This is a genomic window from Methylobacterium sp., assembly GCF_028290105.1.
In the GTDB taxonomy this organism is placed as follows: domain Bacteria; phylum Pseudomonadota; class Alphaproteobacteria; order Rhizobiales; family Beijerinckiaceae; genus Methylobacterium.
This window is the reverse complement of sequence record NZ_JAQGKL010000314.1, coordinates 1-22,810: the sequence shown is the minus strand read 5'-3', so window position 1 is coordinate 22,810 and position 22,810 is coordinate 1. Positions and strand designations below refer to the sequence as shown.

Below are 22,810 nucleotides of genomic sequence, written 5' to 3'. Positions count from 1 at the left end.
TCTATCTCCAGGGAGCTTACGGAGAGGGTGCGACCCTCTACACCGGCTACTCCTCGTACAACGGCAGCTACACGTCACGCGCCAGCACCATCAACGGTGCACCGTTCGATCCCTTCATGGCCGACGCGACCCTCAACCCGGTCACGGGCAAAATCGAGCTCTCCACCAGCTTCACGGCGGTCGCGGCGTACCTGCATTACTGGTCGCCTGAGTGGCGCTCGGCCGTGTTCGGCAGCTACGGCGAGATGTCCTTCGCTCGTGGCGCTCGCGAAGCCAATGCTTTGGCCTATGCCGGCTCTGCCTTCGCAACCAATGCGAACACCGCTACCTTCATCGGTGCGCCGGGCAGTCGCTCGTTCGCTCTCAGCCCTGTCCTGCGCGACAACTACCAGTTCGTTGCCGGCGGCAGCCTGATCTGGTCGCCCGTGAAGGACCTCGATATCGGTGTCGAGGGCTTCTACACCAAGCTCGGCGCTACCATCGGTCGCATCATCGATCAGCAGAGCAACGGCGTCCTGACGGCTGCGGCGATCAACGCAGGAGCCGCGGTCCGCACTGTTTCTTCGCAGGACACCTTCCAGGTCCGCGCCCGCGTGCAGCGCGACTTCTAAACCGATCCGACCCGATGATCCGAGCCCTTGGGAGCCCGGATCATCCACCTCTTCAGCGATCGAGACATGCGAACTGGCCCGGCTGCAAAGCCGGGCCTTTTTGCGTGTGCGGCCTCGGCTGGCCCACGCCGGGCGGCAGGTCTCCAACGGTCCCGACCAGCGTTCGACGGCACGCCGCTTGCCTAGCTTCGCGCGCGTTCCAAACCTGGACCGCGTGAAAACAACGATTGCGACGGCCCGCGCCGCTGCTACGTTGCCCACGTCCAGCTTCAGCGATCGCCGATGGGGCGATCGACCTTCGGGAGTCAGCCTGCAGATGCGTTCGAGTCATCAGAGATCCACCCTGTCCGCCACGGCACTGAGCCTCGTGCTGGCCCTGGGCGCGGTAGGGAGCGCCAAGGCGCAAGAGCTCACGGGGACCCTGAAGAAGATCAAGGAAACCAACCAGATCACCATCGGCTACCGGGACGCGTCCGTCCCGTTCTCCTACCTCGACGGCGACCAGAAGCCCGTCGGCTACGCCTTCGAGATCTGCCAGAAGGTCGCCGAGGCGGTGAAGACCAACCTCAAGCTGCCGAACCTCGAGGTAAAGCTGAACCCGGTGACGTCCGCGACCCGCATTCCGCTGATCGCCAACGGCACCATCGATCTGGAGTGCGGCTCCACCACGAACAACGCCGACCGCCAGAAGCAGGCCTCCTTCACCAACACGCACTTCCTGACCGCGACGCGCTTCGTCGCCAAGAAGTCGGCCAAGCTCGACAAGATCGAGGATCTCAAGGGCAAGACCGTCGTCTCGACCTCCGGCACCACCAACATTCGCCAGATCAACGAGGCGAACACCGCCCGCAACCTGGGCCTGACGATCCTGCCGGCCAAGGACCATGCCGAGGCCTTCCTGATGGTCGAGACCGGCCGCGCCGTGGCCTTCGTCATGGACGACGTGCTGCTCGCCTCGCTGGCCGCCAGCTCCAAGGACCCGGGTGCCTACGCGATCTCCAGCGAGGCGCTCTCGAAGCCCGAGCCCTACGGCATCATGCTGCGCAAGGACGACGCCCCGTTCAAGGCGGTCGTGGATGATGCCACCGCGAAACTCTACAGGAGCGCCGAGGGCAAGGCCCTCTACGAGAAGTGGTTCACGAAGCCGATCCCGCCGCGCGGCATCAACCTCAACCTGCCGATGAGCGACGCGATGGCCAAGGCCTTCGCGTCCCCGAGCGACAGCGCCGACCCGGCCGCCTACTGAGACCCCACCGCGATGGGCCTCGGCTCTCGCGGTGTTCTGGATTGACGAACCAGGCTCGATCTCTTCCGGGTGGCGCAGTCCTCGGACTGCAAAGACGCTTCGCCCCAACCGGGGCGAGGCGTTTTTTCGTTCGAAGCGGCCTTTGCCTCTGGCAAGAGCCGGCATCGGGCTTTCGGGCGAAGGACAGCGGCGGGATCGTCGCGCAGGTTTAGGATTCGCCGACGCTTTGCGCGGTGAACGCACCGGTTGCCGCTTCTCCGGCAAGGCGTTCCATCGCGGAAAAGAGCGTGGCCCAGTCGACTGGTTTGGCGACATGTGCGTCCATGCCGGAGACACGGCAGCGCTCGATTTCCTCCGCCATGGCATTGGCGGTCAGGGCGATGATGGGAAGGCGCCCGCGTCCTTCCGCCTGCTCGCGCGCGCGAATGGCGCGCGTGGCCGCCAACCCATCCTGCCCCGGCATCTGGACGTCCATCAGCACGAGATCGACCGGGCCGTCATCGAGGGCCGCCGAGACGGCCCGTTCGCCGTCAGCCACCACCGTCACCACATGGCCCTTCTGGCGCAGCACGGTGCCGATGATCTCCTGGTTGATGACGTTGTCCTCGGCCAGGAGAATGCGCCAGAGCCGTCCCGTCGAGCGCTGAAGCAGCGAGGCGGATCGATCCTGGGCCGCATCCTCTCCCTGCGCGAGGCGGAGCGGAATTTCGAACCAGAAGGTCGAGCCCTCGCCGAATCGGCTCTCCGCCCCGATCTCTCCGCCCATGAGTTCGACGAGGCGCTTGCAGATCGTGAGGCCGAGCCCGGTCCCGCCATATTGACGGGACGTCGAGCCGTCGGCCTGGACGAAGCGCTCGAACAGCATGGGCAGGATCTCGGGCCGGACACCGATGCCGGTATCGACGAGTTCGATGCGCAGGCGCGCGCCCGACCCGGGCGCCTGTACGTGGAGAGCCCGCAAGACGACCGAACCTTGCGGCGTGAACTTGATCGCGTTGGTGGCCAGATTCAGAACGATTTGGCGCAGGCGTGTGGGGTCGCCGAGGAGCCAATTCGGCAGGTCGGGCGCGAGCTCGACCGCGAGGCGTACCGCCCGGCCCTGCAGGGTCTCGACGCTGAGTTGTCGGCAACCCTCGATCACGGCATTCAGGCTGAACGGAAGCGCCTCGATGGCGAGCTGCCCGGCCTCGATCTTGGAGAAATCGAGGATGTCGTTGACGATGGTCAACAGGGAGCGTCCGGATTCCCGAGCGAGTCCGACCAGGCGCGCCTGGTCGCGCGTCAGGGTCGGGTCCTCGCGCAGGAGGTCGTGCACGCCGAGGATGCCGGCCAGGGGCGTCCGCAATTCGTGGCTCATGGTGGCAAGGAACTCGGCCTTCGCCTGCCCACCCGCCTCGGCCGCCTTTCGCGCGTTCCGCAGGTCGGCCTCCTGATCCTGGCGCTCGGTCACGTCGCGGATCGCCTGGATGACCTGGACGCCGCTGCTGTCCTCGATGCGCCGGAATGCGGCCTCCACCCAGACGTCTCGCCCCGCCTTGTGGCGCAGGCGGTAGATCGCCGACCCCGTCGCATGCTCGGCTGTCAGGGCATGCAGGGTCTCGGTGAGCTTCGCGGAATCCTCGGTGTGAACCAGCGTGCGCAGGCCGACGCGGATCGCCTCCTCGGTGGAATAGCCGAGCATGCTCGTCACGGCCGGCGAGATGTAGCGGTGGCGTCCATCGCCGTCGTCGAGGACGATGAGGTCCGAGGTATGATCGGCGAGCAGACGGTAGCGCGCCTCGCTCTCGCGCAGGCGCTCGTCCGAGCGTCGGCGGTCGGTGATGTCCGTCAGGGTCTGGACGTGCCCGTCGCCGGCAAGTGTGGGGAGCGAGCGCGTCTCGATCACGCTTCCATCGGCCCGTCGGCGTTCCGATCGCAGTTCCGTGGTGCGGCGATGTTCGTCGAGATGCCAGTGCTTCGGATCCTGGATCGAAACACCCCAGGCGCCGCTCTCGCGGAGGTGCCGGCGAAGGGTGCGGTAGTCCGGCCGCCGCGCCAGCAGGTCCTGCGGCAGAGCCAGGATTTCGATGGCGCGCCGGTTGATCACCGGAACGCTCCCATCGGCCGCGATCATCAGGAGGCCCTGGTCCATGCTCTCGAGGGTTGCCGCCAGAAGCGTGGACTTGTCCTCGAGCGCGCGCTCGGCCTCCTTCAATTCGGTGACGTCGGCAAACACGCCGAAGATCGAGCGCAGAGTCTCGGGGCCTTCCCCGCTTACGGGCGTGAACTGACAGAGTCCGCGCACCTGCACGTCCCGGATTTCGCCCGAGGGCCGTATCAGGCGCAGAGCGATGTCGAAGCCCGTGCGCCGACGCACCGCGTTCGCCACCGAGGCCCATGCGCCCGCGCGGTCTTCCGGGTGACAGGCGGCCAGGCTGCCCCGGATCGTCGGCGTGACCGTCCCGGGCCCGAGACCGTGGATGCGAAAGACTTCGTCCGACCAGCGCAACCGCCGGGATGCCAAGTCGAGATGCCAGTGACCGACATGGGCGATCTGTTCGGCCATGACGAGGAGGCGATTGGTTTCCCGGGCCTCCGCTTCGGCGCGTTTGAGGTGCGTGATATCGCGAATGCCGACGGAGATCCGATCGATGGCCTGGGTGGCGGGATCGCGCAGCGGAACGTAGGTGGCCTCGAAAACAGCGGTTCCCGCCTGATCCTGGCTGCGGACCGTTTCGCCGGTCGAGGCCGTACGGTTCAATGCGGCCCGCATGCGTTCGGCCGGCTCGGGCGGGAACACCGTCGCGATGGTGCGGCCAAGAGCGTTCCCGTCGCCGCCAGCGGCCCGGGCCGCGGCCGAATTCCAGGCCGCGAGTTCGAAACGCCCTGTCGGCGCGACGCGGACGATGATGTGCTGGTCGCACGAGGCGTCGAACAGGGCGCGCATCATCATCTGCTCTTCTCGCGCGGATCGTTTGACGGCGGCCCCACGGCGACGCCAGCGAACGGCACGGAGACCGACGAGCGCGAGTAACGCGATGCCGGCACCGAACAAGATCGTTCCGTCGCCCCAGGCCTGGTGCTGTCCGTCGATCCGTTCCTCCCGCAAGCCGACCATCGTGACCGACATGGATGGGCGGACCGGTGTTTCCTCGCCATCCGGGGCGCGTGGCACGGGCAGCCCCGCCCACGGCTCAGTCACGCTTGGCGCCCTGCATCGCGGCCCGTCGCCGCGACAGCACGAGGGCCGTACCGACCACCAGGATCGCGACGACGATTCCCACCCCTGGCGTGGCGTGGAGGGCCGGCGGGATCCGATCCGCGATCGCGGGATCCGCGACGATCATTTCGCCGGCGATCCAGCCGAGCAAGGCCGCCCCGGCCCAGACGACGACGGGAAAGCGCAGGAGCAACGCGGTGATCAGGGACGCACCCATGATGATGAGAGGAATCGAGAGGACGAGACCGAACACGAACAACGCCGCGTGGCCTCGCGCGGCGGCCGCCACCGCCACCACGTTGTCCAGGCTCATCACCGCGTCCGCGACGGCGATGGTGCGTACCGCACGCCAGAGGGTCGCGCTCTCGGCAACGGACGGGTCCGCTTCCTCCTCGCCGACCGCGAGCTTCACCGCGATCGACACGAGCAGAAGTCCGCCAACGATGCGCAGGAACGGGACCGCCAGCAGCGAGGAGACGACGAGCGCGAAGGCGATGCGCAGGAGGATTGCGGTGGCCGCGCCCAGCAGAATGCCCGCTCGCCGACGCTCTGCGGGCAGGGCACGGCAGGCAAGCGCGATCACGACGGCATTGTCGCCCGATAGGAGCAGGTCGATCCAGACGATCTGAAGAACCGCGACAGCGAAGTGCGGGTCGGTGATGTCCATCGGCTCTTTCGGAATGAACGGCCCGTCGGAATGGCCATGCTGCCACCCGCAGGTAGCCGATACGCGGGAGAACGCACAGGCGGCAAAGCGCCGGATCATCCGATGGCTTACACAACCTGGGATGGAAAATCCGGGTTGGCGACGTCATCGGCATTTCGTCTCGCCCTGTGTCGTCGATAAGCCGCCGTGCGGAATAGGGTCCCGCCGCCGGCGCGATCACTCCGACCGGACGCGACCGACGGCGAGGTCGCACCGCCGCCGGCTGCATGGCCGGCGTTGAAACCGCGGGGCGACGGTAGGCCAGTGCATGCCTCTGCGCCGCCCTGCGCGACCTCTCGGCAACGGGCCTTCGCGATGAGGGGAAAGCGCATGTTCGAAGCGGTGCCGCGCCTTGACTTCCGGTGACGCGGGGTCGCATTGCACAATCCTCTGGGATGGTGCTTCCGTCCCGTCGGGCTGACATTCCTTTGAAAGCCTCTAAGGTCCCCGCCGGCCATCGCCGCAGGGTGGGACGAAGGTCAACCGGCGCAATCATGCTTGGAGTTTGACACTTGGCGAACACGGCAGCCGACCCCGACAGCACCCACGGCGCGCCGGACGGCACGCGGCGCGACTTCATGTTTCTCGCCACGGGCGCGGGTCTTGCGGTCGGCGCCGGCGCACTCGCCTGGCCCTTCGTCGCCTCGATGGCGCCCGATGCCGAGACCATCGCGGCCGGCGCCCCCCTCGAGGTCGACCTGTCGCCGATCCAGGAGGGCCAGATCGTCAACGTGTTCTGGCGCGGCAAGCTGATCTTCGTGCGCAGTCGCTCCGAGAAGGAGATCAAGGAAGCGGCCGCCGTGCCGCTCTCCGATCTCATCGACCCGCAGCCGGATGCGGCCCGGGTCAAGGACGGACACGCCAAGTGGCTCGTGGTCTACGGCAATTGCACCCATCTCGGCTGCGTGCCCATCGGGCACCAGGGCCAGTACGAAGGCTGGTCCTGCCCGTGCCACGGCTCGCTCTACGACACGTCCGGACGCGTTCGTCGCGGTCCCGCCCCGGCGAACCTGCCGATCCCGCCCTACCTCTTCGAATCGGAGACCAAGATCCGGATCGGCGAAGAGGGCGGCAAGGCCGTCGCCTGACACCCTGAAACAGGATTTGGAGGGGGTCGCCCCATGAGCGGACACGGCAATACCTACGTTCCCAAGAGCGCCCTGGCGAAGTGGTTCGAATCGCGCCTGCCCCTGGTCGGGCTCGTGCATTCCTCCTTCGTCTCCTTCCCGGTGCCGCGGAACCTCAACTATTTCTGGACCTTCGGCGCGATTCTGATCGCCATGCTGGTCTCGCAGATCGTCACCGGCGTCTGGCTGGCGATGCATTACGACCCGTCCGCCGCCAACGCGTTCAACTCCGTCGAGCACATCATGCGCGACGTGAATTACGGCTGGCTGCTGCGCTACATGCACGCCAACGGCGCTTCGATGTTCTTCGTGGCCGTCTACGTCCACATCTTCCGGAACCTCTATTACGGCTCGTACAAGGCGCCGCGCGAGGTTCTCTACATCCTCGGCGTGATCATCTACCTCTTGATGATGGCGACCGCCTTCCTGGGCTACACGCTGCCCTGGGGCCAGATGAGCTTCTGGGGTGCCACCGTCATCACCAGCATCCTCGGGGCGATCCCGGTGGTGGGCGACACCATCCAGAGCCTGCTCTGGGGCGGCTACTCGGTGGGCAGCCCGACCCTGAACCGCTTCTTCTCGCTGCATTATCTCCTGCCGTTCATGATCACCGGCGTGGTGGTCCTGCACGTCTGGGCGTTGCACGTGACGGGCCAGAACAACCCGGCCGGCATCCCGATCAAGTCGGGCAAGGACGCGGTGGCGTTCACACCCTACGCGACCATCAAGGATGTGTTTGCCGCGGTCGTGTTCTTCGCCTTCTTCGCCTACTGGATCTTCTACCAGCCGAACTATCTCGGCCACGCCGACAACTACGTGCCGGCCAACCCCGCCGTGACGCCCGCGCACATCGTGCCGGAATGGTACTTCCTGCCGTTCTACGCGATCCTGCGCGCGGTGCCCGACAAGCTCGGCGGCGTGATCCTGATGTTCAGCGCCGTGCTGATCCTGGCGCTGGCGCCCTGGCTCGACACGTCGCGGGTGCGCTCGTGCAACTACCGCCCGATCTACCGCCAGTTCTTCTTCCTCTTCGTGGTGGTCTGCATCCTCCTCGGCTGGCTCGGCGCCAAGCCGCCGGAGGGCGGCTACGTCATCGCGGCGCGGCTTTGCACGGCCTATTACTTCCTGCACTTCCTGCTCGTGATGCCGCTCGTCGGACTGTTTGAGACGCCGAAAGCCCTGCCGGGATCGATCCTCGAGACCGTGACGGGACCGGGCAAGCAGGTCGGCGGGTCCGGCATGCCGGTGGGTGCGGCCGCCGCACCATCGTCCAAGGGTTGAGGGCAGGGGACTGTTGAGCACCATGAAAACGACCCGTGTCCTCGCCGCCTCCCTGCTTGCGGCCGTGATGAGCCTCTCCGTCGCGTCGGCGGATGAGGGAACCCCCCATCCGCCCCGCGAGACCTGGAGCTTCGCCGGCATCTTCGGCCGCTTCGATCAGGCCCAGCTCCAGCGCGGCTTCCAAGTCTACAAGGAGGTCTGCTCGAGCTGCCACAGCATGAATCTGGTGCGCTTCCGCAACCTCGCCGAGGCCGGAGGCCCGGCGTTCAGCGCCGGCCAGGTCAAGGAGCTCGCGAGCCAGTACAAGGTGAAGGAGCAGAACGATGCGGGCGAGGACGTCGAGCGTCCCGCCCGCGCCGCCGATCCGTTCCCGCCACCCTTCCCGAACGAGAAGGCGGCTGCGGCCGCCAATGGCGGCAAGGCGCCTCCGGACTTCTCGGTCCTCGCCAAGGCCCGCACCTACGAGCGCGGCTTCCCGCTGTTCATCGTGGATGCGATGCCCTTCGTCGGCTTCTCGGAGCAGGGGGTGGACTACATCCACGCACTCCTGAACGGCTATGAGGAGCCGCCCGCCGGCAAGGAGATCCCGTCGGGCACGTACTACAACAAGTACTATGCCGGTCACCTCATCGCGATGCCGAAGCCGATCAGCGACGGGCAGGTGACCTACGCCAAGAACGACAAGGGCGAGCCGGTCGTGCCGGAGACGACGGAGCAGTACTCGAAGGACGTCGCGGCGTTCATGGCCTGGGCCGCCGAGCCGCACATGATGGCCCGCAAGGCCCTCGGCCTCCGGGTGATCCTGTTCCTGCTCGTGCTGGCGGGCCTGCTCTACTACGTGAAGAAGAAGATCTGGGCGAAGGTCGGCGGCGAGGTTCACGGGCTCCAGCCCGAGCTTCACAAGACCTACTGATCCAAGAACTGCTAATCCCAACCCGCCGGCCCGATTGGGCCGGCCTTCGTTGAAACGCCCCGCGCCGGCGCCCCAGGAAGGGGGCGACCGGCGCGAAGTGTATGGAGAACGGCATGACGGCAGCGGTGCTCGGTGTGATGGGCGGGTCCGGGGTCTACGACCTCCCTGGCCTGGAGGACGTCCGCGAGGAGCGGATCGCTTCCCCCTGGGGTGAGCCGTCGGACGCCCTGCGGATCGGCCGGATCGGCGAGACGACGGTCGTCTTCCTGGCGCGCCACGGGCGCGGCCACCGCTTCTCGCCCACGGGCATCAATTACCGCGCCAACATCGACGTCCTGAAGCGGGCGGGCGTCACCGATCTGGTCTCGCTCTCCGCCTGCGGGTCGTTCAGGGCCGAGTTGCACCCCGGCCTGTTCGTGCTGGTGGATCAGTTCGTCGACCGCACCCACGGCCGGGCGTCCTCGTTCTTCGGCGACGGCTGCGTCGCCCACGTCTCGCTGGCGCATCCGGTCGGCCCGGCGCTCCAGGCCCGCATCGCGGCGGCCGCCGAGGTGGAAGACATCGCCGTCCATCGCGGCGGCACCTATGTCTGCATGGAGGGGCCGCAATTCTCCACCTACGCCGAGTCCACCACTTACAAGGCGCAGGGGTTCGACGTCATCGGCATGACCAACATGCCGGAGGCAAAGCTCGCCCGCGAAGCCGAGATCACCTATGCGACCATCGCGATGGTGACGGATTTCGACTGCTGGCACCCGACGCACGATGCCGTCGACGTCGCCGCCGTCGTGGCGGTGGCCCGCGCCAATGCCGACAAGGCCGCGCGTCTCGTCGCGCGTCTCGCGCGCGATTTCCCCGCTGATCGCGAAGCCTGTCCGGCTGGCACCGAGCGTGCCCTCGACGGCGCCATCATGACGGCGGTGGCGCAGCGCGATCCGGCCCTGCTCGCCAAGCTCGACGCGGTCGCCGGCCGGGTCCTCGCCGCCTGACGAAGCGGCGCCACGGTGGATTCGGCGCGGGGCGCCCTTCACGGGGCACGGTGTTCGCACTAGAAGGCGGGTTCGTTTCAGAAGCCGGAACCGATCAGTGACCCAAGAGGCCCAGCGCGCCGCGAACATCAGCCGCAAGACGGCGGAGACCGACGTGCACGTCGCGATCGCCCTCGACGGGACGGGGCGCGCCGATGTCTCGACCGGCGTCGGCTTCTTCGACCACATGCTCGAACTGTTCGCGCGCCACGGCCTGTTCGACCTCGACGTCAAGGTCACGGGCGATCTTCAGGTCGACCAGCACCACACCGTCGAGGATACCGGCATCGCCCTGGGGCAGGCCTTCGCGCAGGCTCTGGCCGAAAAGCGCGGCATCGCCCGCTATGCCGACATTCACCTGCCGATGGACGAGGCGCTCACCCGCGTCGCCATCGACATCTCCGGACGTCCGTTCCTGGTGTTCCGGACCCAGTTCCGGGTCGAGAAGATCGGCCAGTTCGACACGGAGCTGGTGCGCGAGTGGTTCCAGGCCTTCGCCATGAACGCGGGTCTGACGCTGCACGTCGAGACGCTCTACGGCGACAACGCCCACCATATCGCGGAGAGCTGCTTCAAGGGCCTGGCCCGCGCCTTGCGGCAGGCGGTGACGATCGATCCGCGCGAAGGCGGGCGCGTTCCCTCGACGAAGGGTTCGCTCTGATCCGCGAGCGCGGTCCGAGCAGAGGAGGCGACACCTGATGCGCACCTATACGTTGCACCCGGAGCGGGATGCCCTGGCCGGCGAAACGCATGGTCTCGAGCGCGCGCACCTCGTGCCGGACACCTTCTCGTGGGCCGCTTTCGCCTTCGGGCCCCTCTGGTTCTTCCTTCATCGTCTCTGGCTGGCGGGTCTCGGGGTGCTGGTGCTCCTTGTCGCGACGGCGGGCGCCGGGCACTTCCTCGGGCTCAGCCCGGTGGCGGGGTTCGTGGTCGCGCTCCTGGTCGCGACGCTCGTCGGGCTGGAGGCTTCGTCCCTGCGGCGCTGGACCTACACCCGCACGGGCCGTCCGGTCCGCGACGCCGTGATCGCTGCGAGCCCGGAAGAGGCGGAGATGAAGGCCGCCGCCCGCTGGCTCGAGATTTCGGCTCCGGCACGGACGACACACGCCTCCTACGGCAGCGTCGCCGTACCGCCGAGCGATCTCGCCATCGGCATGTTCCCCTTCAGCGAGGGGCGTCGGTGAGCCCCGAGACCGTCGCGATCATCGATTACGGATCGGGCAACCTACACTCGGCCGCCAAGGCGTTCGAGCGTGCGGCACGCGAAGCCGGCCTCGACGGCACGCGCATCGTCCTCACCGACGACGCCGAGACGGTGGCCAAGGCCGATCGCGTGGTGCTGCCCGGCGTCGGTGCCTATGCGGATTGCCGCCGTGGCCTGGACGCCGTGCCCGGCATGGTCGAGGCGATGACCCACGCGGCGCATGCGCGCGCGCGGCCGTTCCTCGGCATCTGCGTCGGCATGCAGCTTCTGGCCACGCGCGGGCTCGAATACGACACGACCCTCGGCCTCGACTGGATTCCCGGCGATGTCGGGCCGATTCAGCCGGCCGACCCGAACCTCAAGGTGCCCCACATGGGCTGGAACACCCTGGAGGTCGATCGTGAGCACGCGCTGCTGGCGGACATCCCCACCGGGGAGGGCGGCCTGCACGCCTATTTCGTGCACAGCTTCGCGCTGAGCCCGGCGCGCGACGAAGACCTCGTCGCGCACAGCGAGTATGGTGGCGCGGTGACCGCCATGGTGGCCCGCGACAACATTGCCGGCACCCAGTTCCATCCCGAGAAGAGCCAACGCCTGGGCCTCGCGCTTCTCGCCAACTTCCTGCGCTGGCGCCCGTAGGCCACGCCACCCACCTGTCCCCGATCGACTCGAAAGCGAACCGACGCGTGATCCTGTTTCCGGCCATCGATCTCAAGGAAGGGCGCTGCGTCCGTCTCGTGCAAGGGGACATGGCGCAGGCCATCGTGTTCAGCGACGACCCGGCCGCCCAGGCGGCGGTCTTCGAGGAGCAGGGCTTCTCCTGGCTGCACGTGGTCGATCTCGACGGCGCCTTCGCGGGCGCCCCGATGAACGCGAGCGCGGTGGACGCCATCCTGGCCCGGACCAAGCTCCCGGTTCAGCTCGGCGGCGGTATCCGCGAGATGCGCACCCTCGAGGCCTGGATCGGCAAGGGCGTCGCCCGCGTCATCATCGGCACGGCGGCCGTGCGCGATCCCGCCTTCGTGCACGAGGCCGCCCGCCTCTACCCGGGCAAGATCGCGGTGGGGATCGACGCCAAGGACGGTCGTGTCGCCGTGGAGGGCTGGGCCACCACCTCCAGCATGACGGCGGAGGAACTCGGGCGTCGCTTCGAGGACGCCGGCGTCGCCGCCATCATCTACACCGACATCGCGCGGGACGGGATCCTCAAGGGCCTCAACATCGAGATGACCCTGGCGCTCGCCCGCGCCGTGACGATCCCGGTGATCGCCTCCGGTGGGCTCGCCTCCATCGAGGACGTGCATCGCATCCTGGAACCCGATTGCGCGCTGCTGGCCGGCGCCATCACGGGCCGCGCGCTCTACGATGGCCGCATCGACCCGCGCGAGGCGCTCGCCGCGATCCGGCGCGCCTCCAATGCGGCGTCGGCCGCGCCCGCGGCCTGATCCGTTCAAGGGACGCCCGTGCTCAAGACCCGCATCATCCCCTGCCTCGACGTCAAGGACGGTCGCGTCGTCAAGGGCGTCCAGTTCCTCGCGTTGCGCGATGCCGGCGATCCGGTCGAGGCCGCCAAGGCCTACGACGCGGCCGGGGCCGACGAACTCTGCTTCCTCGACATCACCGCGAGCCACGAAGACCGGGGCACGTTGCTCGATGTCGTCAGCCGCACGGCAGAGGCCTGTTTCATGCCGCTCACCGTCGGCGGCGGCATCCGCACCGTGGCGGATATCCGCACGTTGCTGCTGGCGGGTGCGGACAAGGTCTCCATCAACACGGCCGCGGTGAACGATCCGGATTTCGTGGCGCGCGGCGCCGAGAAGTTCGGCAGCCAGTGCATCGTCGTGGCGATCGACGCCAAGCGCACCTCCGGCCCCGGCGAGCCGGCGGCCTGGCAGATCTTCACCCATGGCGGGCGCAAGCCCACGGGGCTCGATGCCATCGCGTTCGCCCGGACCGTGACCGCGCGCGGTGCCGGCGAGCTTCTGGTGACCTCGATGGACCGGGACGGCATGCGTTCGGGCTACGACATCGCGCTCACGCGGGCCATCGCGGATGCGGTCTCGGTTCCGGTCATCGCCTCCGGCGGTGTCGGAGGCCTCGACGATCTGGTGGCGGGCGTGCGCGACGGCGGTGCCAGCGCGGTGCTGGCGGCGTCCATCTTCCATTTCGGGCAGCACACCGTCTCCGAGGCCAAGGCCCATATGGCGGCGGCCGGCCTTTCCATGCGCCTCGATCTCTGAGACCGACCTCCGTAGCCCTTGCGTCATGATCCATCGTGCCGCACGCTTGGTTGCATGGCACGATAAGTCCGGTTTTCCGGAACCCAGGATTGTATGACCCAGTTCACGCTCAATGATCTCGAAGCTCTCGTCGCCGATCGCGCGGCGGCCTCGCCGGACAGCTCCTACACGGCGAAGCTTCTCGCGGGCGGCCCGGCCAAGCCCGCCAAGAAGCTTGGCGAAGAGGCGGTGGAAGCCGCCATCGCCGCCGTGCAGGGTGATCGCGCCGGCCTCGTCGGCGAGGCGGCGGACGTGCTCTATCACCTTCTGGTCGTCCTGCGCGGTGGCGGCATCGCCCTCGACGAGGTGCTGGCCGAACTCGAGCGGCGCACGGCGCAGAGCGGCATCGCCGAGAAGGCCGCACGAGGCCCCGCGTGAACGCCGAAACGCCGATCCCCGCTGTCGTGCCATCCACCCGCGAGCCTGCGCTGGGCCAGGACCCGGTGACGGGACAGGGCTCCGAGCGGCTCTCCCCCTACCGCCTCTTCAACCGCGAGGAATGGGCGCAGCTGCGCGCCGACACGCCCCTGACCCTCGCGGCGGAGGAGGTGGCGCGCCTGCAATCCCTCAACGATCCGATTTCGGTGGAGGAGGTGGAGGCGATCTACCTGCCGCTGTCGCGGCTGCTCTCGCTCTACGTCGCGGCGACGCAGGGTCTGTTTAAGGCGACCCAGCGCTTCCTGCTGGCCGAGCACGAGACCAAGGTTCCCTACATCATTGGGCTGGCCGGCTCCGTCGCGGTGGGCAAATCCACCTCGGCGCGCGTGCTGGCCGCGCTGCTGGCGCGCTGGCCCAACACCCCGAAGGTCGATCTCGTCACAACCGACGGCTTCCTGCTGCCCAACGCGGAATTGCGCCGCATGGGCGCCATGGAGCGGAAGGGGTTCCCCGAAAGCTACGACACCGCCGCGCTGCTGCGCTTCCTCACCGACATCAAGGCGGGGCAGAAGCGGGTGGCGGCTCCGCTCTACTCGCATCTCGTCTACGACGTGATTCCGGGCGAACAACGCATCATCGAATCCCCCGACATCCTCATCGTCGAGGGACTGAACGTGCTGCAGCCCGCGCGCCTCCCGCGCGATGGCACCGCGATACCGTTCGTCTCCGATTTCTTCGACTTTTCGATCTACCTCGACGGGCACGAGGACGACCTGCACCGCTGGTACGTCAACCGGTTCCTGCGCCTGCGCCAGACGGCGTTTCGCGACCCGCTCTCCTATTTCCGCAAGTACGCGGAGGTCACGGAAGCCGAGGCCATCGAGATCGCCGACACGCTCTGGACCACGATCAACTTGCCGAACCTGCGCGACAACATCCTGCCGACGCGCCAGCGCGCCAGCCTCATCCTGGCCAAGGGCGCGAGCCATCGGATCGAGACGGTGGCGTTGCGCCGGCTCTAGGGTCTTCGGGTAACGATCGACACGGATCTCCGTGTGGTTCGGCTCGCCTCGAAGTCACCCCAGTGGATAGGCCGCCTCGACCACGTACGGCCCACCGCCGGTCGATTCGCGGGCGGAGAACAGCGCGATCCGGTCGACCCGGAAGGTCAGCGGCACGAACAGGCCCCGTTCGCTCAGATAGGCCGCGACATCCCCCGCGCGTGCCTCGCGTCGCAGGCGCGCGAGGGTGACGTGCGGCGTGAATTTTCGCGGCTCCGGGGCGGCTCCGGCCCGCCGGGCGATCCGCTCGTGCTCGGCCTGCAGGTCCGATAGTTCGGTGCTCGGCACCACGGATGCGAGCAGCGCGCGGGGCCTGTCACCGCCGAAACTCGCGAGGCCGTCGAGCGTGACAGCGAAGGCGGCTCGCGGCCTCGACTCGGCCAAGCTCTCGTGGAGGGCTTCCGCGACCTCCGCCTCGACATCCCCGAGGAAGCGCAGGGTGATGTGGTAGTCCGAGGCCTCGATCCAGCGGCTTCCCCGCAGGGCGCCGCGCTTCAAGGCCAGGACTTCCGCGATCTCGGCAGGAATCTCCAACCCGGTGAACAGCCGCGGCATCGCTCAGCGCGGGTTCAGGCGATCGAGGAAGGTCTCGACCGTGGGAAGGATGCCGGCGACGATGCTCTCGACGCCCTTCACGTTCGGGTGCAGTCCGTCCTCCAGGTGAGCGGAGCGGTCGCCGACGATGCTCTCGACGAAGAACGGGTAGAGGACGAGATCATGGCGCTTGGCGAGATCCGGGTATATCGCGTCGAAGCGCGCGACGTAGTCGGGTCCGAGGTTCGGCGGCGCCCGCATGCCGGCGAGGAGGACGGGGATGCCACGTGCCTTCAGCCGCGCGATCATCGCGTCGAGCGCCTTGCGGGTCACGGCCGGGTCGGTGCCCCGGAGCATGTCGTTGGCGCCGAGTTCGAGGATGACGCCGCTCGTGTCGTCGGGAATCGACCAGTCCAGGCGGTCGAGACCGCCCGTCGTGGTGTCGCCGGAGACGCCCGCGTTGGCGATCGCGACCGCGCGACCCCGAGACTTCAGGGCCCGTTCGAGCACCGCCGGAAAGGCCGCGTCCGCCGGCAGACGGTAGCCGGCCGTCAGGCTGTCGCCGAAGGCCACGAGCTTGAGCGGTCGGGAATCGGGCGCGGCGTCCGATGGCGCGGCCGCGAGCGTGAGTGCGGCAAAGAGCGTCATCAGCGCCACGATGCGACGACCCGGATGGCGCGCCGCGTGCCGGCGGACCATATCGGCGAGACGTGAGACATCACACAGACCCATTCGATCACAACCCCGACCCTCGGCTCACCATGACCCTGCCTGCTCACAGATCGGTCGTCCGTTGAACTCCGACAAGTCCACGCCGCCCGCGAGTCAGACCATCACCCTCTCCGACATCGACCTGAGCCTCGGGCGGGGCGCCGCGCGGGTTCATGTGCTGCGCGGGATTTCCCTCGACGTGGCGGCCGGCGAGGCCGTGGGGCTCGTGGGTCCGTCCGGCTCCGGCAAGTCGACGCTGCTGATGGTGATGGCGGGCCTCGAGCGGCCCGATGCCGGCCGCATCCTCGTCGAGGGCACCGATCTCGGCACCCTCGACGAGGACGCCCTGGCGCGCTTTCGCGGCCGGCGCATCGGCATCGTGTTCCAGGCCTTCCACCTCGTGCCCACCATGACGGCGCTGGAGAACGTGGCGCTCCCCCTCGAACTCGCCGACAAGCCGGACGCGCACCGCCGTGCGCAGGCCGAACTCGAAGCGGTCGGCCTCGGCCATCGGCTGCACCACTATCCGGCCCAGCTCTCCGGCGGCGAGCAGCAGCGCGTCGCCATCGCGCGGGCCATCGCGCCGGACCCGGCGATCCTCGTGGCCGACGAGCCCACGGGCAACCTCGACGAAGCCACCGGCCGGCAGATCGTCGACCTGCTTTTCGCGCTCAAGCGGGATCGCGGGGCCACGCTGGTGCTGGTGACGCACGATCCCGGTCTCGCGCGCCTCTGCGACCGGACCGTTCGCCTGCGTTCCGGCAGGGTCGAAGAGCCCGTGCGGGTCCAGGCCTGAGCGATGCACGGCACACTCCCTAAGCCCGCTGGGCGGCCCTCCGGTCCCCGCATCCCGCTGACCCTGCGCCTGGCGCTGCGCGAACTGCGCGGCGGACTGTCGGGATTCGCCGTCTTCCTCGCCTGCATCGCGCTCGGCGTCGCGGCCATCGCGGGCGTCGCCTCGATTTCGCGCTCGCTGACGGACGGCCTCGGCCGCGAAGGCGGGCGCATCCTCGGGGGCGACCTCACCTATAGCCTGATCAACCGCGCGGCGACGCCGGAGGAGCGGGCCGCCCTCGACGCGCAGGGACAGGTCTCGGTGGTGACGACCTTGCGGGCGATGGCCGCCGCAGGGGACGCGGGCGCGGCGCTCGTCGAACTGAAGGCGGTCGGCGCCGACTACCCGAGCCTGGGCGACGTCGTCACGGACCCGGCCCAGCCGCTCACCGATCTCCTCGCCGAGCGCGACGGCGTCCTCGGCGCGGTCGCCGACCCTGTCCTGTTGACGCGCCTCGACCTGAAGGTCGGCGACCGCATCGTCATCGCGGGCAAGTCCTTCGCGATCCGCGCGACGTTGGTGTCCGAGCCAGACCGCATCGCCAACGGCATCGGCTTTGGCCCGCGCGTGCTGATCACCCACGAGGCGCTTGACCAAACCGGCCTGATCCGCCCCGGCAGCCTCAACCGCTGGAGCTACCGTCTGCGCATTCCGGGGGCCGACGACGCCGACCTGGCGCGCCGCGCCGCCGCCATCGCCAAGGCCGCTCCCGACGCGGGCTGGGAGATGCGGACGCGCAGCAACGCCGATCCGCGTTTCGCCAAGAGCATCGAGCGCTTCACGCAGTTCCTCACTCTGGTCGGGCTGACCGCGCTCATCGTGGGCGGCGTCGGGGTGGCCAACGCGGTCGCGGCCTTCGTCGAGCGCAAGCGTGGTTCCATCGCCACCCTTAAGAGCGTCGGCGCGCCCGGCGGACAGGTCGTCGTCCTCTACCTGACGCAGGTGCTGCTCATCGCAGGCCTCGGCATCGCCATCGGGCTCGGGATCGGCGCGGCGCTGCCCTTCGGCCTCGATGCCCTGTTTCACGACGCATTGCCGCTGCCGCTGAACCCGACCATCGCGCCGGGCGAACTGGCGCTCGCCGCCGCCTACGGTCTCCTCACGGCCCTCGCCTTCGCGATCCTGCCGCTGGGACGCGCCCACGACATCCCCGTGTCCGGCCTGTTCCGCGACGTGGTCGATCCGGGCTCGGTGCGCACCCGCCTGCGCTACCGGCTGTTTCTCGCAGGCGCGCTCGCCGGGCTCGTGGCCCTGGCGCTGGTGACGGCCTTCGACAGAAGGCTGGCGCTGATCTTCATCGTCGCCGCCGGACTCGCCTTCGGGCTCCTGCACCTCGTGGCCCTCGGGCTGATGGCGGTGGCCCGGCGCCTGCCGCGCCCGCGTCTGGCCGCACCCCGCATGGCGCTGGCCAACCTGCACCGGCCCGGCGCCCTCACGCCCGCGATCGTGCTCTCCCTCGGACTCGGGGTGACGCTCCTCGTCACACTGAGCCTCATCGACGCCAACGTGCGGCGCACGCTCACGAATTCGCTGCCCGCCAAGGCGCCGAACCTGTTCTTCCTCGATATCCCGTCGAGCGACGCCGATGCGTTCCACGCCTTCCTGGGCAGCCGGGCGCCCGGTGCCAAGATCGAGCGCGTGCCGATGATGCGCGGCCGGATCACGGCCCTCGACGGGGTTCCGGCGGGTGAGATCAAGCCGCCCGAGGACGCCGCCTGGGTGCTCGACGGTGATCGGGGCATCACCTACGCCGAGGACGTTCCCGAAGGCTCCAGTCTCGTGGCCGGCACCTGGTGGAACGCGGAGGAGGGCAGGACACCGCTCGTCTCCTTCGACGCGGAACTGGCGGGCAAGCTCGACCTCAAGGTCGGGAGCACTGTCACCGTGAACGTCCTCGGACGCACCCTGACGGCGCGGATCGCCAACCTGCGCAAGGTCGAGTGGCGCTCCCTCGGCATCAACTTCGTCATGGTGTTCTCGCCCGGCACTTTCCGGGGTGCCCCGCATTCCGATCTCGCGACCCTGACCCTTCCGAACGGGCCCGACGGCAAGGCGGAGGCCGTGATCCTGCGCGACGTGGCGCGGGCCTACCCCTCCGTCACCAGCGTGCGCGTGAAGGAAGCCCTCGAGGCGGTCAGCGAGATCGTGGGCAAGCTGGTCCTGGCGATCCGGGGGGCGAGCGGCATCGCCGTGGTGGCGAGCCTGTTCGTGCTCGCCGGAGCGCTCGCGGCCGGGCACCGCGCCCGGCTCTACGACGCGGTCGTGCTCAAGACCCTCGGGGCGACCCGCACGCGCCTCCTCACCGTCTACACCCTCGAATACGGGGCGCTCGGCCTCGCGACCGCGATCTTCGGGCTGGCGGCCGGTACGCTCGCCGGCTGGGTCATCGTCACCCGCGTGATGAAGCTCGAATTCACCCTCGACCTGTCGGGGGCCGTGATCGCGGCTGGCCTCGCCGTGGCGTTCGCGATCGTGCTCGGGCTCGCCGGCACTTGGCGCATCCTCGGCCAGAAGCCGGCGCCGTACCTGCGCCAGTTCTGACGTGCCCGGCGTCGCCAAGCGCGCGTCTAGGGCCAGACCTTGATCGCGAGAGACCGCCGGACGAGGTCGCGGTCGGAGGTGATGCTGCAGCCCTCGGTGCGCAGCGTCACGTAGGTCAGGATCGCGGCGTCGCCGGTGTCGTCGAAGTTGCGCCCCCGGGCGTCCGGGTCGAGCAGCGACGGGTACGCGATCAGCCCGGCGGGTGCCCGGCAGGGATCGTCGTAGAGCGTGGCGCCCGCGAGCAGGAGGCGCGGCTGGTCCCAGGCCAGGAGATCGCGCGAGGTCGTCCAGTAGAACCCGGATTCCGGAAAGCTGGTGCCGGCCTTGGCCATGAACACCGCGATCCAGGCACCGCTGGCGCGATGCCGGACCACCGCGCCGACGGGGGTCGGGAAGGGCGCGATCGGCGCGCAGGTCGCCGGCGCCTTCACGGGCTTGGCATAGGGGTCGGGAAACGCCGCCGTGAAGCCCGAGCCGCTCCAGGCGCGCCAGCGCGTCGGATCGGCCGGGTTGTCGGTACGAAACAGGCAGATTCCGGCGGATTGATCGCTGCCGGGCAGGGTCCATCCCGTCGTCGAGGCCAGGAAATAGCGCCACGGGCCGTCCGCGAAGATGTTCGAGGGATTGAAGAAGCCGCGATGGTGACCCTGGCCCACCTCCTGCCGGAAAGGCGCGCCGGCCACCACCACGGGCGGAGCCGCGCGGGTGAAGCTCAACCCGCCGTCCGTCGAGCGGGCGGCCACGATGCTGTTGTACCAGCACTCCATGTAGACCGTGGAGCGGCAGCGGCCGGGATGCTCGTTGGCGCGGTACTCGTGGTGGACGAGGGCTGCGACGGTCCGGCCATCCTCCGTCCAGGTGGCGGTGATCCAGGAGGCATCGTCATAGGCGGCCGGATCGGCCTTGCCGCCAGATTCCAGCACGACGGCGCAGTCGAGCTTGAGCGCATCGAGGCTCGGCCCCCGGAACGCGCGATTGCGATAGTGCATCCCGAACAGTGCGACCGCCCCCGTCGCATCGCGATAGGCGCGCGCCGAGGCGTCCGGGACGTCGACCCCGTCGCAGGCATCGCGGCTCGCCTTGAACAGCGTCACGGGCGGCCCGACCAGGGTCAGCGCGGAGAGCGGCGGCTCCGGTGCAGCCCGGGCGGGACTCAGGGCGAGGCAGAGCCAGAGGGCGGTGTGGCGAAAGCGGCGCGTCATCGAAGAAGCCTGGACATCGGCCAACGTTTGCGTTTTGAACCGTTACAGTCTGATTGTCCGGCCACGGACCGAGCCGGGCTTGTCCACATGGACCCGATGTTTCGTCCGTCGTTTCGCGAAAGCCCCCCATGCTGATCCTCATCCTCGGCCTCGTGCTGTTCCTCGGCACGCACGCCTTCTCCATGGCGCGGCACAAGCGGGCGCAGGTGGTCGGCGAAATGGGAGAGGGCCGCTACAAGCTCGCCTACACCCTGGCCTCCGTGCTCGGGCTGGTGCTCATCGGCTACGGCTTCCACTTCTATCGCCAGTCCGGCTACATCGCGGTCTGGGATCCGCCGGTCTGGACGCGCCACCTCTCCCTGCTCCTGACGGCGCTCGCCTTCATCGTGCTGGCCTCCGCCTACCTGCCGGGCCACATCCGGGCCCGGGCGAAGCACCCGATGCTGCTCGCCGTGAAGATCTGGGCGACGGCGCATCTCCTCGCCAACGGCGATCTCGGCTCGATCCTGCTGTTCGGCAGCTTCCTCGCCTGGGCGGTGGTGGCGCGCATCAGCGCCAAGCGCCGCGCGCTCTCGGCCGGCGCCGTCGCCGCCCAGCACGGAGGCGCGGCGGCACCCGCCGGGTGGCGCAACGATGCGCTCGCCGTGGTGATCGGGCTCGCGGTCTGGTTCGTGTTCGGCAAGTACCTGCACCCGCTGCTGATCGGCGTCGCGGCCTGGCCCGGCCAGGCCTGAATCCGACGTCTCCGGCGCGGGACGCATCGAAGCCGGTCGCCAACGGCCTGTGCGTGTGATAGGCGCACACCTTCCTCTTCATGCAGCGGCCGCCCGGGTTCCGGGCGGCGTGAGACCACATGGCCGAGAACAACGAGTTTATCCGCGAGGTCAACGAGGACTATCGCCGTGATCAGGTCGCCGAGATCTGGCGCCGCTACAGCGGCGTGATCCTGGCGGTCGCGGTCCTCGTCGTGGCCGGAATCGGCGGCTGGCGCTACTGGCAGCACGACCGCAGCGTGCGGGCCGAGGCCGCCTCGGAGCGATTCGAGGTCGCCAACCGCCTCGCCCGCGAGGGCAAGACCTCCGAGGCCGACAAGGCCTTCGAGTCGATCGAGGGCGACGCCCCGGCCGGCTACGCCCTGCTCGCCCGATTCCGCTCGGCCACCGAGACGGCCAAGCGTGATCCGAAGGCGGGTGCCGCCGAGTACGACGCGCTGGCCAACGACACCCAGGTCGGTACCGGCCTGCGTGATCTCGCGCGCCTGCGCTCCGCCCTCCTGCGCGTCGACGGCGCGGAGGCCGATGCGGCGCTCGCGACCCTCCAGGGGCTCGCGGCACCCAACGGTCCCTTCCGCCACACCGCCCGCGAAATGCTCGGCCTCGTCGCCCTCAAGCGCGGCGATTACGAGGGTGCGGGCCGCTGGTTCGACCAGATCAACGCCGATCCGCAGACGCCGCAGAACCTGCGTCAGCGCATCGAGGTTTACGCGGCGCTGGTGGCCGGCGGCCCTGTCACCGTGACGGCGGCCGCCCCTGCGGAACCCGCCGCGCCCCCACCCGTGACGCGCTGAGCGCACACGCTTCTCAACGACGCCTGACTGAAACGAGCACACCATGGATATGCCGACCGTCGCGATCGTCGGACGGCCGAACGTCGGCAAGTCGACCCTCTTCAACCGCCTCGTGGGCAAGAAGCTCGCCCTGGTGGATGATCGCCCCGGCGTGACCCGCGACCGGCGCGAGGGCGATGTCAATTTCGGTGGTCTCGTCTTCCGCATCATCGACACCGCCGGCCTGGAAGAAGCCGATCCCGGCTCGCTGCTCGGCCGCATGCGTGCGCAGACCGAGGCCGCGATCCTCGAGGCGGACGTGGTGCTGTTCGTCATCGACGCGCGCGCCGGCGTGCTGCCCGCCGATCAGCCCTTCGCCGACATGGTGCGCCGGGCCGGCTGCCCCGT

At 68.9% G+C, this 22,810-nt stretch carries 22 protein-coding genes and 2 pseudogenes; 18 read left to right on the top strand and 6 right to left on the bottom strand.

Going from position 1 to position 22,810, the window contains the following annotated elements; genetic code table 11:
• Positions 1-611 (top strand): annotated as a pseudogene (locus JWQ05_RS20645) (porin); the annotation flags it as partial.
• A gap of 316 nt (positions 612-927) precedes the next feature.
• The gene (locus JWQ05_RS20640; protein WP_299662755.1) at positions 928-1,857 is read left to right on the top strand and encodes an amino acid ABC transporter substrate-binding protein; all 930 of its coding nucleotides are present in this window, start codon (positions 928-930) and stop codon (positions 1,855-1,857) included.
• A 208-nt stretch (positions 1,858-2,065) separates the two neighbouring features.
• Here JWQ05_RS20640 and JWQ05_RS20635 read toward each other — a convergent pair whose 3' ends face one another.
• From JWQ05_RS20635 to JWQ05_RS20625, 3 genes and pseudogenes are all read right to left on the bottom strand, one after another.
• On the bottom strand, positions 2,066-4,402 hold the full coding sequence (locus tag JWQ05_RS20635) for an ATP-binding protein (RefSeq protein WP_299662753.1): 2,337 nt from the start codon (positions 4,400-4,402) through the stop codon (positions 2,066-2,068).
• 102 nt (positions 4,403-4,504) lie between these two features.
• Positions 4,505-4,783 (bottom strand): annotated as a pseudogene (locus JWQ05_RS20780) (PAS domain-containing protein); the annotation flags it as partial.
• 247 nt (positions 4,784-5,030) lie between these two features.
• On the bottom strand, positions 5,031-5,723 hold the full coding sequence (locus JWQ05_RS20625; protein WP_299662748.1) for a TerC family protein: 693 nt from the start codon (positions 5,721-5,723) through the stop codon (positions 5,031-5,033).
• Between the two features lie 551 nt (positions 5,724-6,274).
• Here JWQ05_RS20625 and petA point away from each other — a divergent pair.
• The 11 genes from petA to coaA all read left to right on the top strand — a co-directional run bounded on the left by petA (position 6,275) and on the right by coaA (position 14,994).
• Positions 6,275-6,850: a ubiquinol-cytochrome c reductase iron-sulfur subunit gene (petA, locus tag JWQ05_RS20620; protein ID WP_299662745.1), complete on the top strand. Its 576-nt coding sequence runs from the start codon at positions 6,275-6,277 to the stop codon at positions 6,848-6,850.
• A 33-nt stretch (positions 6,851-6,883) separates the two neighbouring features.
• On the top strand, positions 6,884-8,170 hold the full coding sequence (locus JWQ05_RS20615) for a cytochrome b N-terminal domain-containing protein (protein ID WP_299662742.1): 1,287 nt from the start codon (positions 6,884-6,886) through the stop codon (positions 8,168-8,170).
• 22 nt (positions 8,171-8,192) lie between these two features.
• Positions 8,193-9,083 (top strand): cytochrome c1, encoded by an 891-nt coding sequence (locus JWQ05_RS20610; RefSeq protein WP_299662739.1) that lies wholly within the window; start codon positions 8,193-8,195, stop codon positions 9,081-9,083.
• Between the two features lie 113 nt (positions 9,084-9,196).
• Positions 9,197-10,072: an S-methyl-5'-thioadenosine phosphorylase gene (locus JWQ05_RS20605; protein ID WP_299662736.1), complete on the top strand. Its 876-nt coding sequence runs from the start codon at positions 9,197-9,199 to the stop codon at positions 10,070-10,072.
• A gap of 97 nt (positions 10,073-10,169) precedes the next feature.
• Positions 10,170-10,772: an imidazoleglycerol-phosphate dehydratase HisB gene (gene hisB / locus JWQ05_RS20600; RefSeq protein ID WP_299662733.1), complete on the top strand. Its 603-nt coding sequence runs from the start codon at positions 10,170-10,172 to the stop codon at positions 10,770-10,772.
• 37 nt (positions 10,773-10,809) lie between these two features.
• Positions 10,810-11,295, top strand: coding sequence for a DUF2628 domain-containing protein (locus JWQ05_RS20595; protein ID WP_299662730.1), 486 nt, complete (start codon positions 10,810-10,812; stop codon positions 11,293-11,295).
• Positions 11,292-11,954, top strand: a complete 663-nt coding sequence (gene hisH, locus JWQ05_RS20590) for an imidazole glycerol phosphate synthase subunit HisH (protein ID WP_299662727.1) — start codon at positions 11,292-11,294, stop codon at positions 11,952-11,954. The genes JWQ05_RS20595 and hisH overlap by 4 nt, the downstream gene beginning before the upstream one ends.
• A gap of 47 nt (positions 11,955-12,001) precedes the next feature.
• A complete protein-coding gene (gene hisA / locus JWQ05_RS20585) occupies positions 12,002-12,760 on the top strand; it encodes a 1-(5-phosphoribosyl)-5-[(5-phosphoribosylamino)methylideneamino]imidazole-4-carboxamide isomerase (protein WP_299662724.1) in 759 nt (252 codons plus the stop codon).
• 18 nt (positions 12,761-12,778) lie between these two features.
• The gene (gene hisF / locus JWQ05_RS20580) at positions 12,779-13,555 is read left to right on the top strand and encodes an imidazole glycerol phosphate synthase subunit HisF (RefSeq protein WP_299662721.1); all 777 of its coding nucleotides are present in this window, start codon (positions 12,779-12,781) and stop codon (positions 13,553-13,555) included.
• Positions 13,556-13,648: 93 nt separating this feature from the next.
• On the top strand, positions 13,649-13,972 hold the full coding sequence (locus tag JWQ05_RS20575; protein ID WP_299662718.1) for a phosphoribosyl-ATP diphosphatase: 324 nt from the start codon (positions 13,649-13,651) through the stop codon (positions 13,970-13,972).
• Between the two features lie 50 nt (positions 13,973-14,022).
• On the top strand, positions 14,023-14,994 hold the full coding sequence (coaA, locus tag JWQ05_RS20570; RefSeq protein WP_299662759.1) for a type I pantothenate kinase: 972 nt from the start codon (positions 14,023-14,025) through the stop codon (positions 14,992-14,994).
• A 54-nt stretch (positions 14,995-15,048) separates the two neighbouring features.
• Here the strand turns inward: coaA and thpR are convergent, their stop codons facing one another.
• Together thpR and JWQ05_RS20560 are read right to left on the bottom strand one after the other, a co-directional pair.
• The gene (thpR, locus tag JWQ05_RS20565; protein ID WP_299662715.1) at positions 15,049-15,588 is read right to left on the bottom strand and encodes an RNA 2',3'-cyclic phosphodiesterase; all 540 of its coding nucleotides are present in this window, start codon (positions 15,586-15,588) and stop codon (positions 15,049-15,051) included.
• A gap of 3 nt (positions 15,589-15,591) precedes the next feature.
• Complete coding sequence (locus JWQ05_RS20560) at positions 15,592-16,215, bottom strand: arylesterase (protein ID WP_299662757.1); 624 nt, start codon at positions 16,213-16,215, stop codon at positions 15,592-15,594.
• Between the two features lie 145 nt (positions 16,216-16,360).
• Between JWQ05_RS20560 and JWQ05_RS20555 the strand changes: the two genes are divergently transcribed.
• The gene (locus JWQ05_RS20555; RefSeq protein ID WP_299662712.1) at positions 16,361-17,074 is read left to right on the top strand and encodes an ABC transporter ATP-binding protein; all 714 of its coding nucleotides are present in this window, start codon (positions 16,361-16,363) and stop codon (positions 17,072-17,074) included.
• 3 nt (positions 17,075-17,077) lie between these two features.
• Positions 17,078-19,654: an FtsX-like permease family protein gene (locus tag JWQ05_RS20550; protein ID WP_299662710.1), complete on the top strand. Its 2,577-nt coding sequence runs from the start codon at positions 17,078-17,080 to the stop codon at positions 19,652-19,654.
• A 26-nt stretch (positions 19,655-19,680) separates the two neighbouring features.
• On the opposite strand, the gene JWQ05_RS20545 is transcribed toward JWQ05_RS20550, so the two are convergent.
• Positions 19,681-20,856 (bottom strand): hypothetical protein, encoded by a 1,176-nt coding sequence (locus JWQ05_RS20545; RefSeq protein ID WP_299662708.1) that lies wholly within the window; start codon positions 20,854-20,856, stop codon positions 19,681-19,683.
• A gap of 128 nt (positions 20,857-20,984) precedes the next feature.
• Between JWQ05_RS20545 and JWQ05_RS20540 the strand changes: the two genes are divergently transcribed.
• The 3 genes from JWQ05_RS20540 to JWQ05_RS20530 all read left to right on the top strand — a co-directional run.
• Positions 20,985-21,590, top strand: coding sequence for an NnrU family protein (locus JWQ05_RS20540; RefSeq protein WP_299662706.1), 606 nt, complete (start codon positions 20,985-20,987; stop codon positions 21,588-21,590).
• Between the two features lie 119 nt (positions 21,591-21,709).
• Positions 21,710-22,423 (top strand): tetratricopeptide repeat protein, encoded by a 714-nt coding sequence (locus JWQ05_RS20535; RefSeq protein WP_299662703.1) that lies wholly within the window; start codon positions 21,710-21,712, stop codon positions 22,421-22,423.
• A gap of 43 nt (positions 22,424-22,466) precedes the next feature.
• Positions 22,467-22,810 (top strand): GTPase (locus tag JWQ05_RS20530; RefSeq protein ID WP_299662700.1); only part of this gene is annotated, 344 nt, incomplete at its 3' end.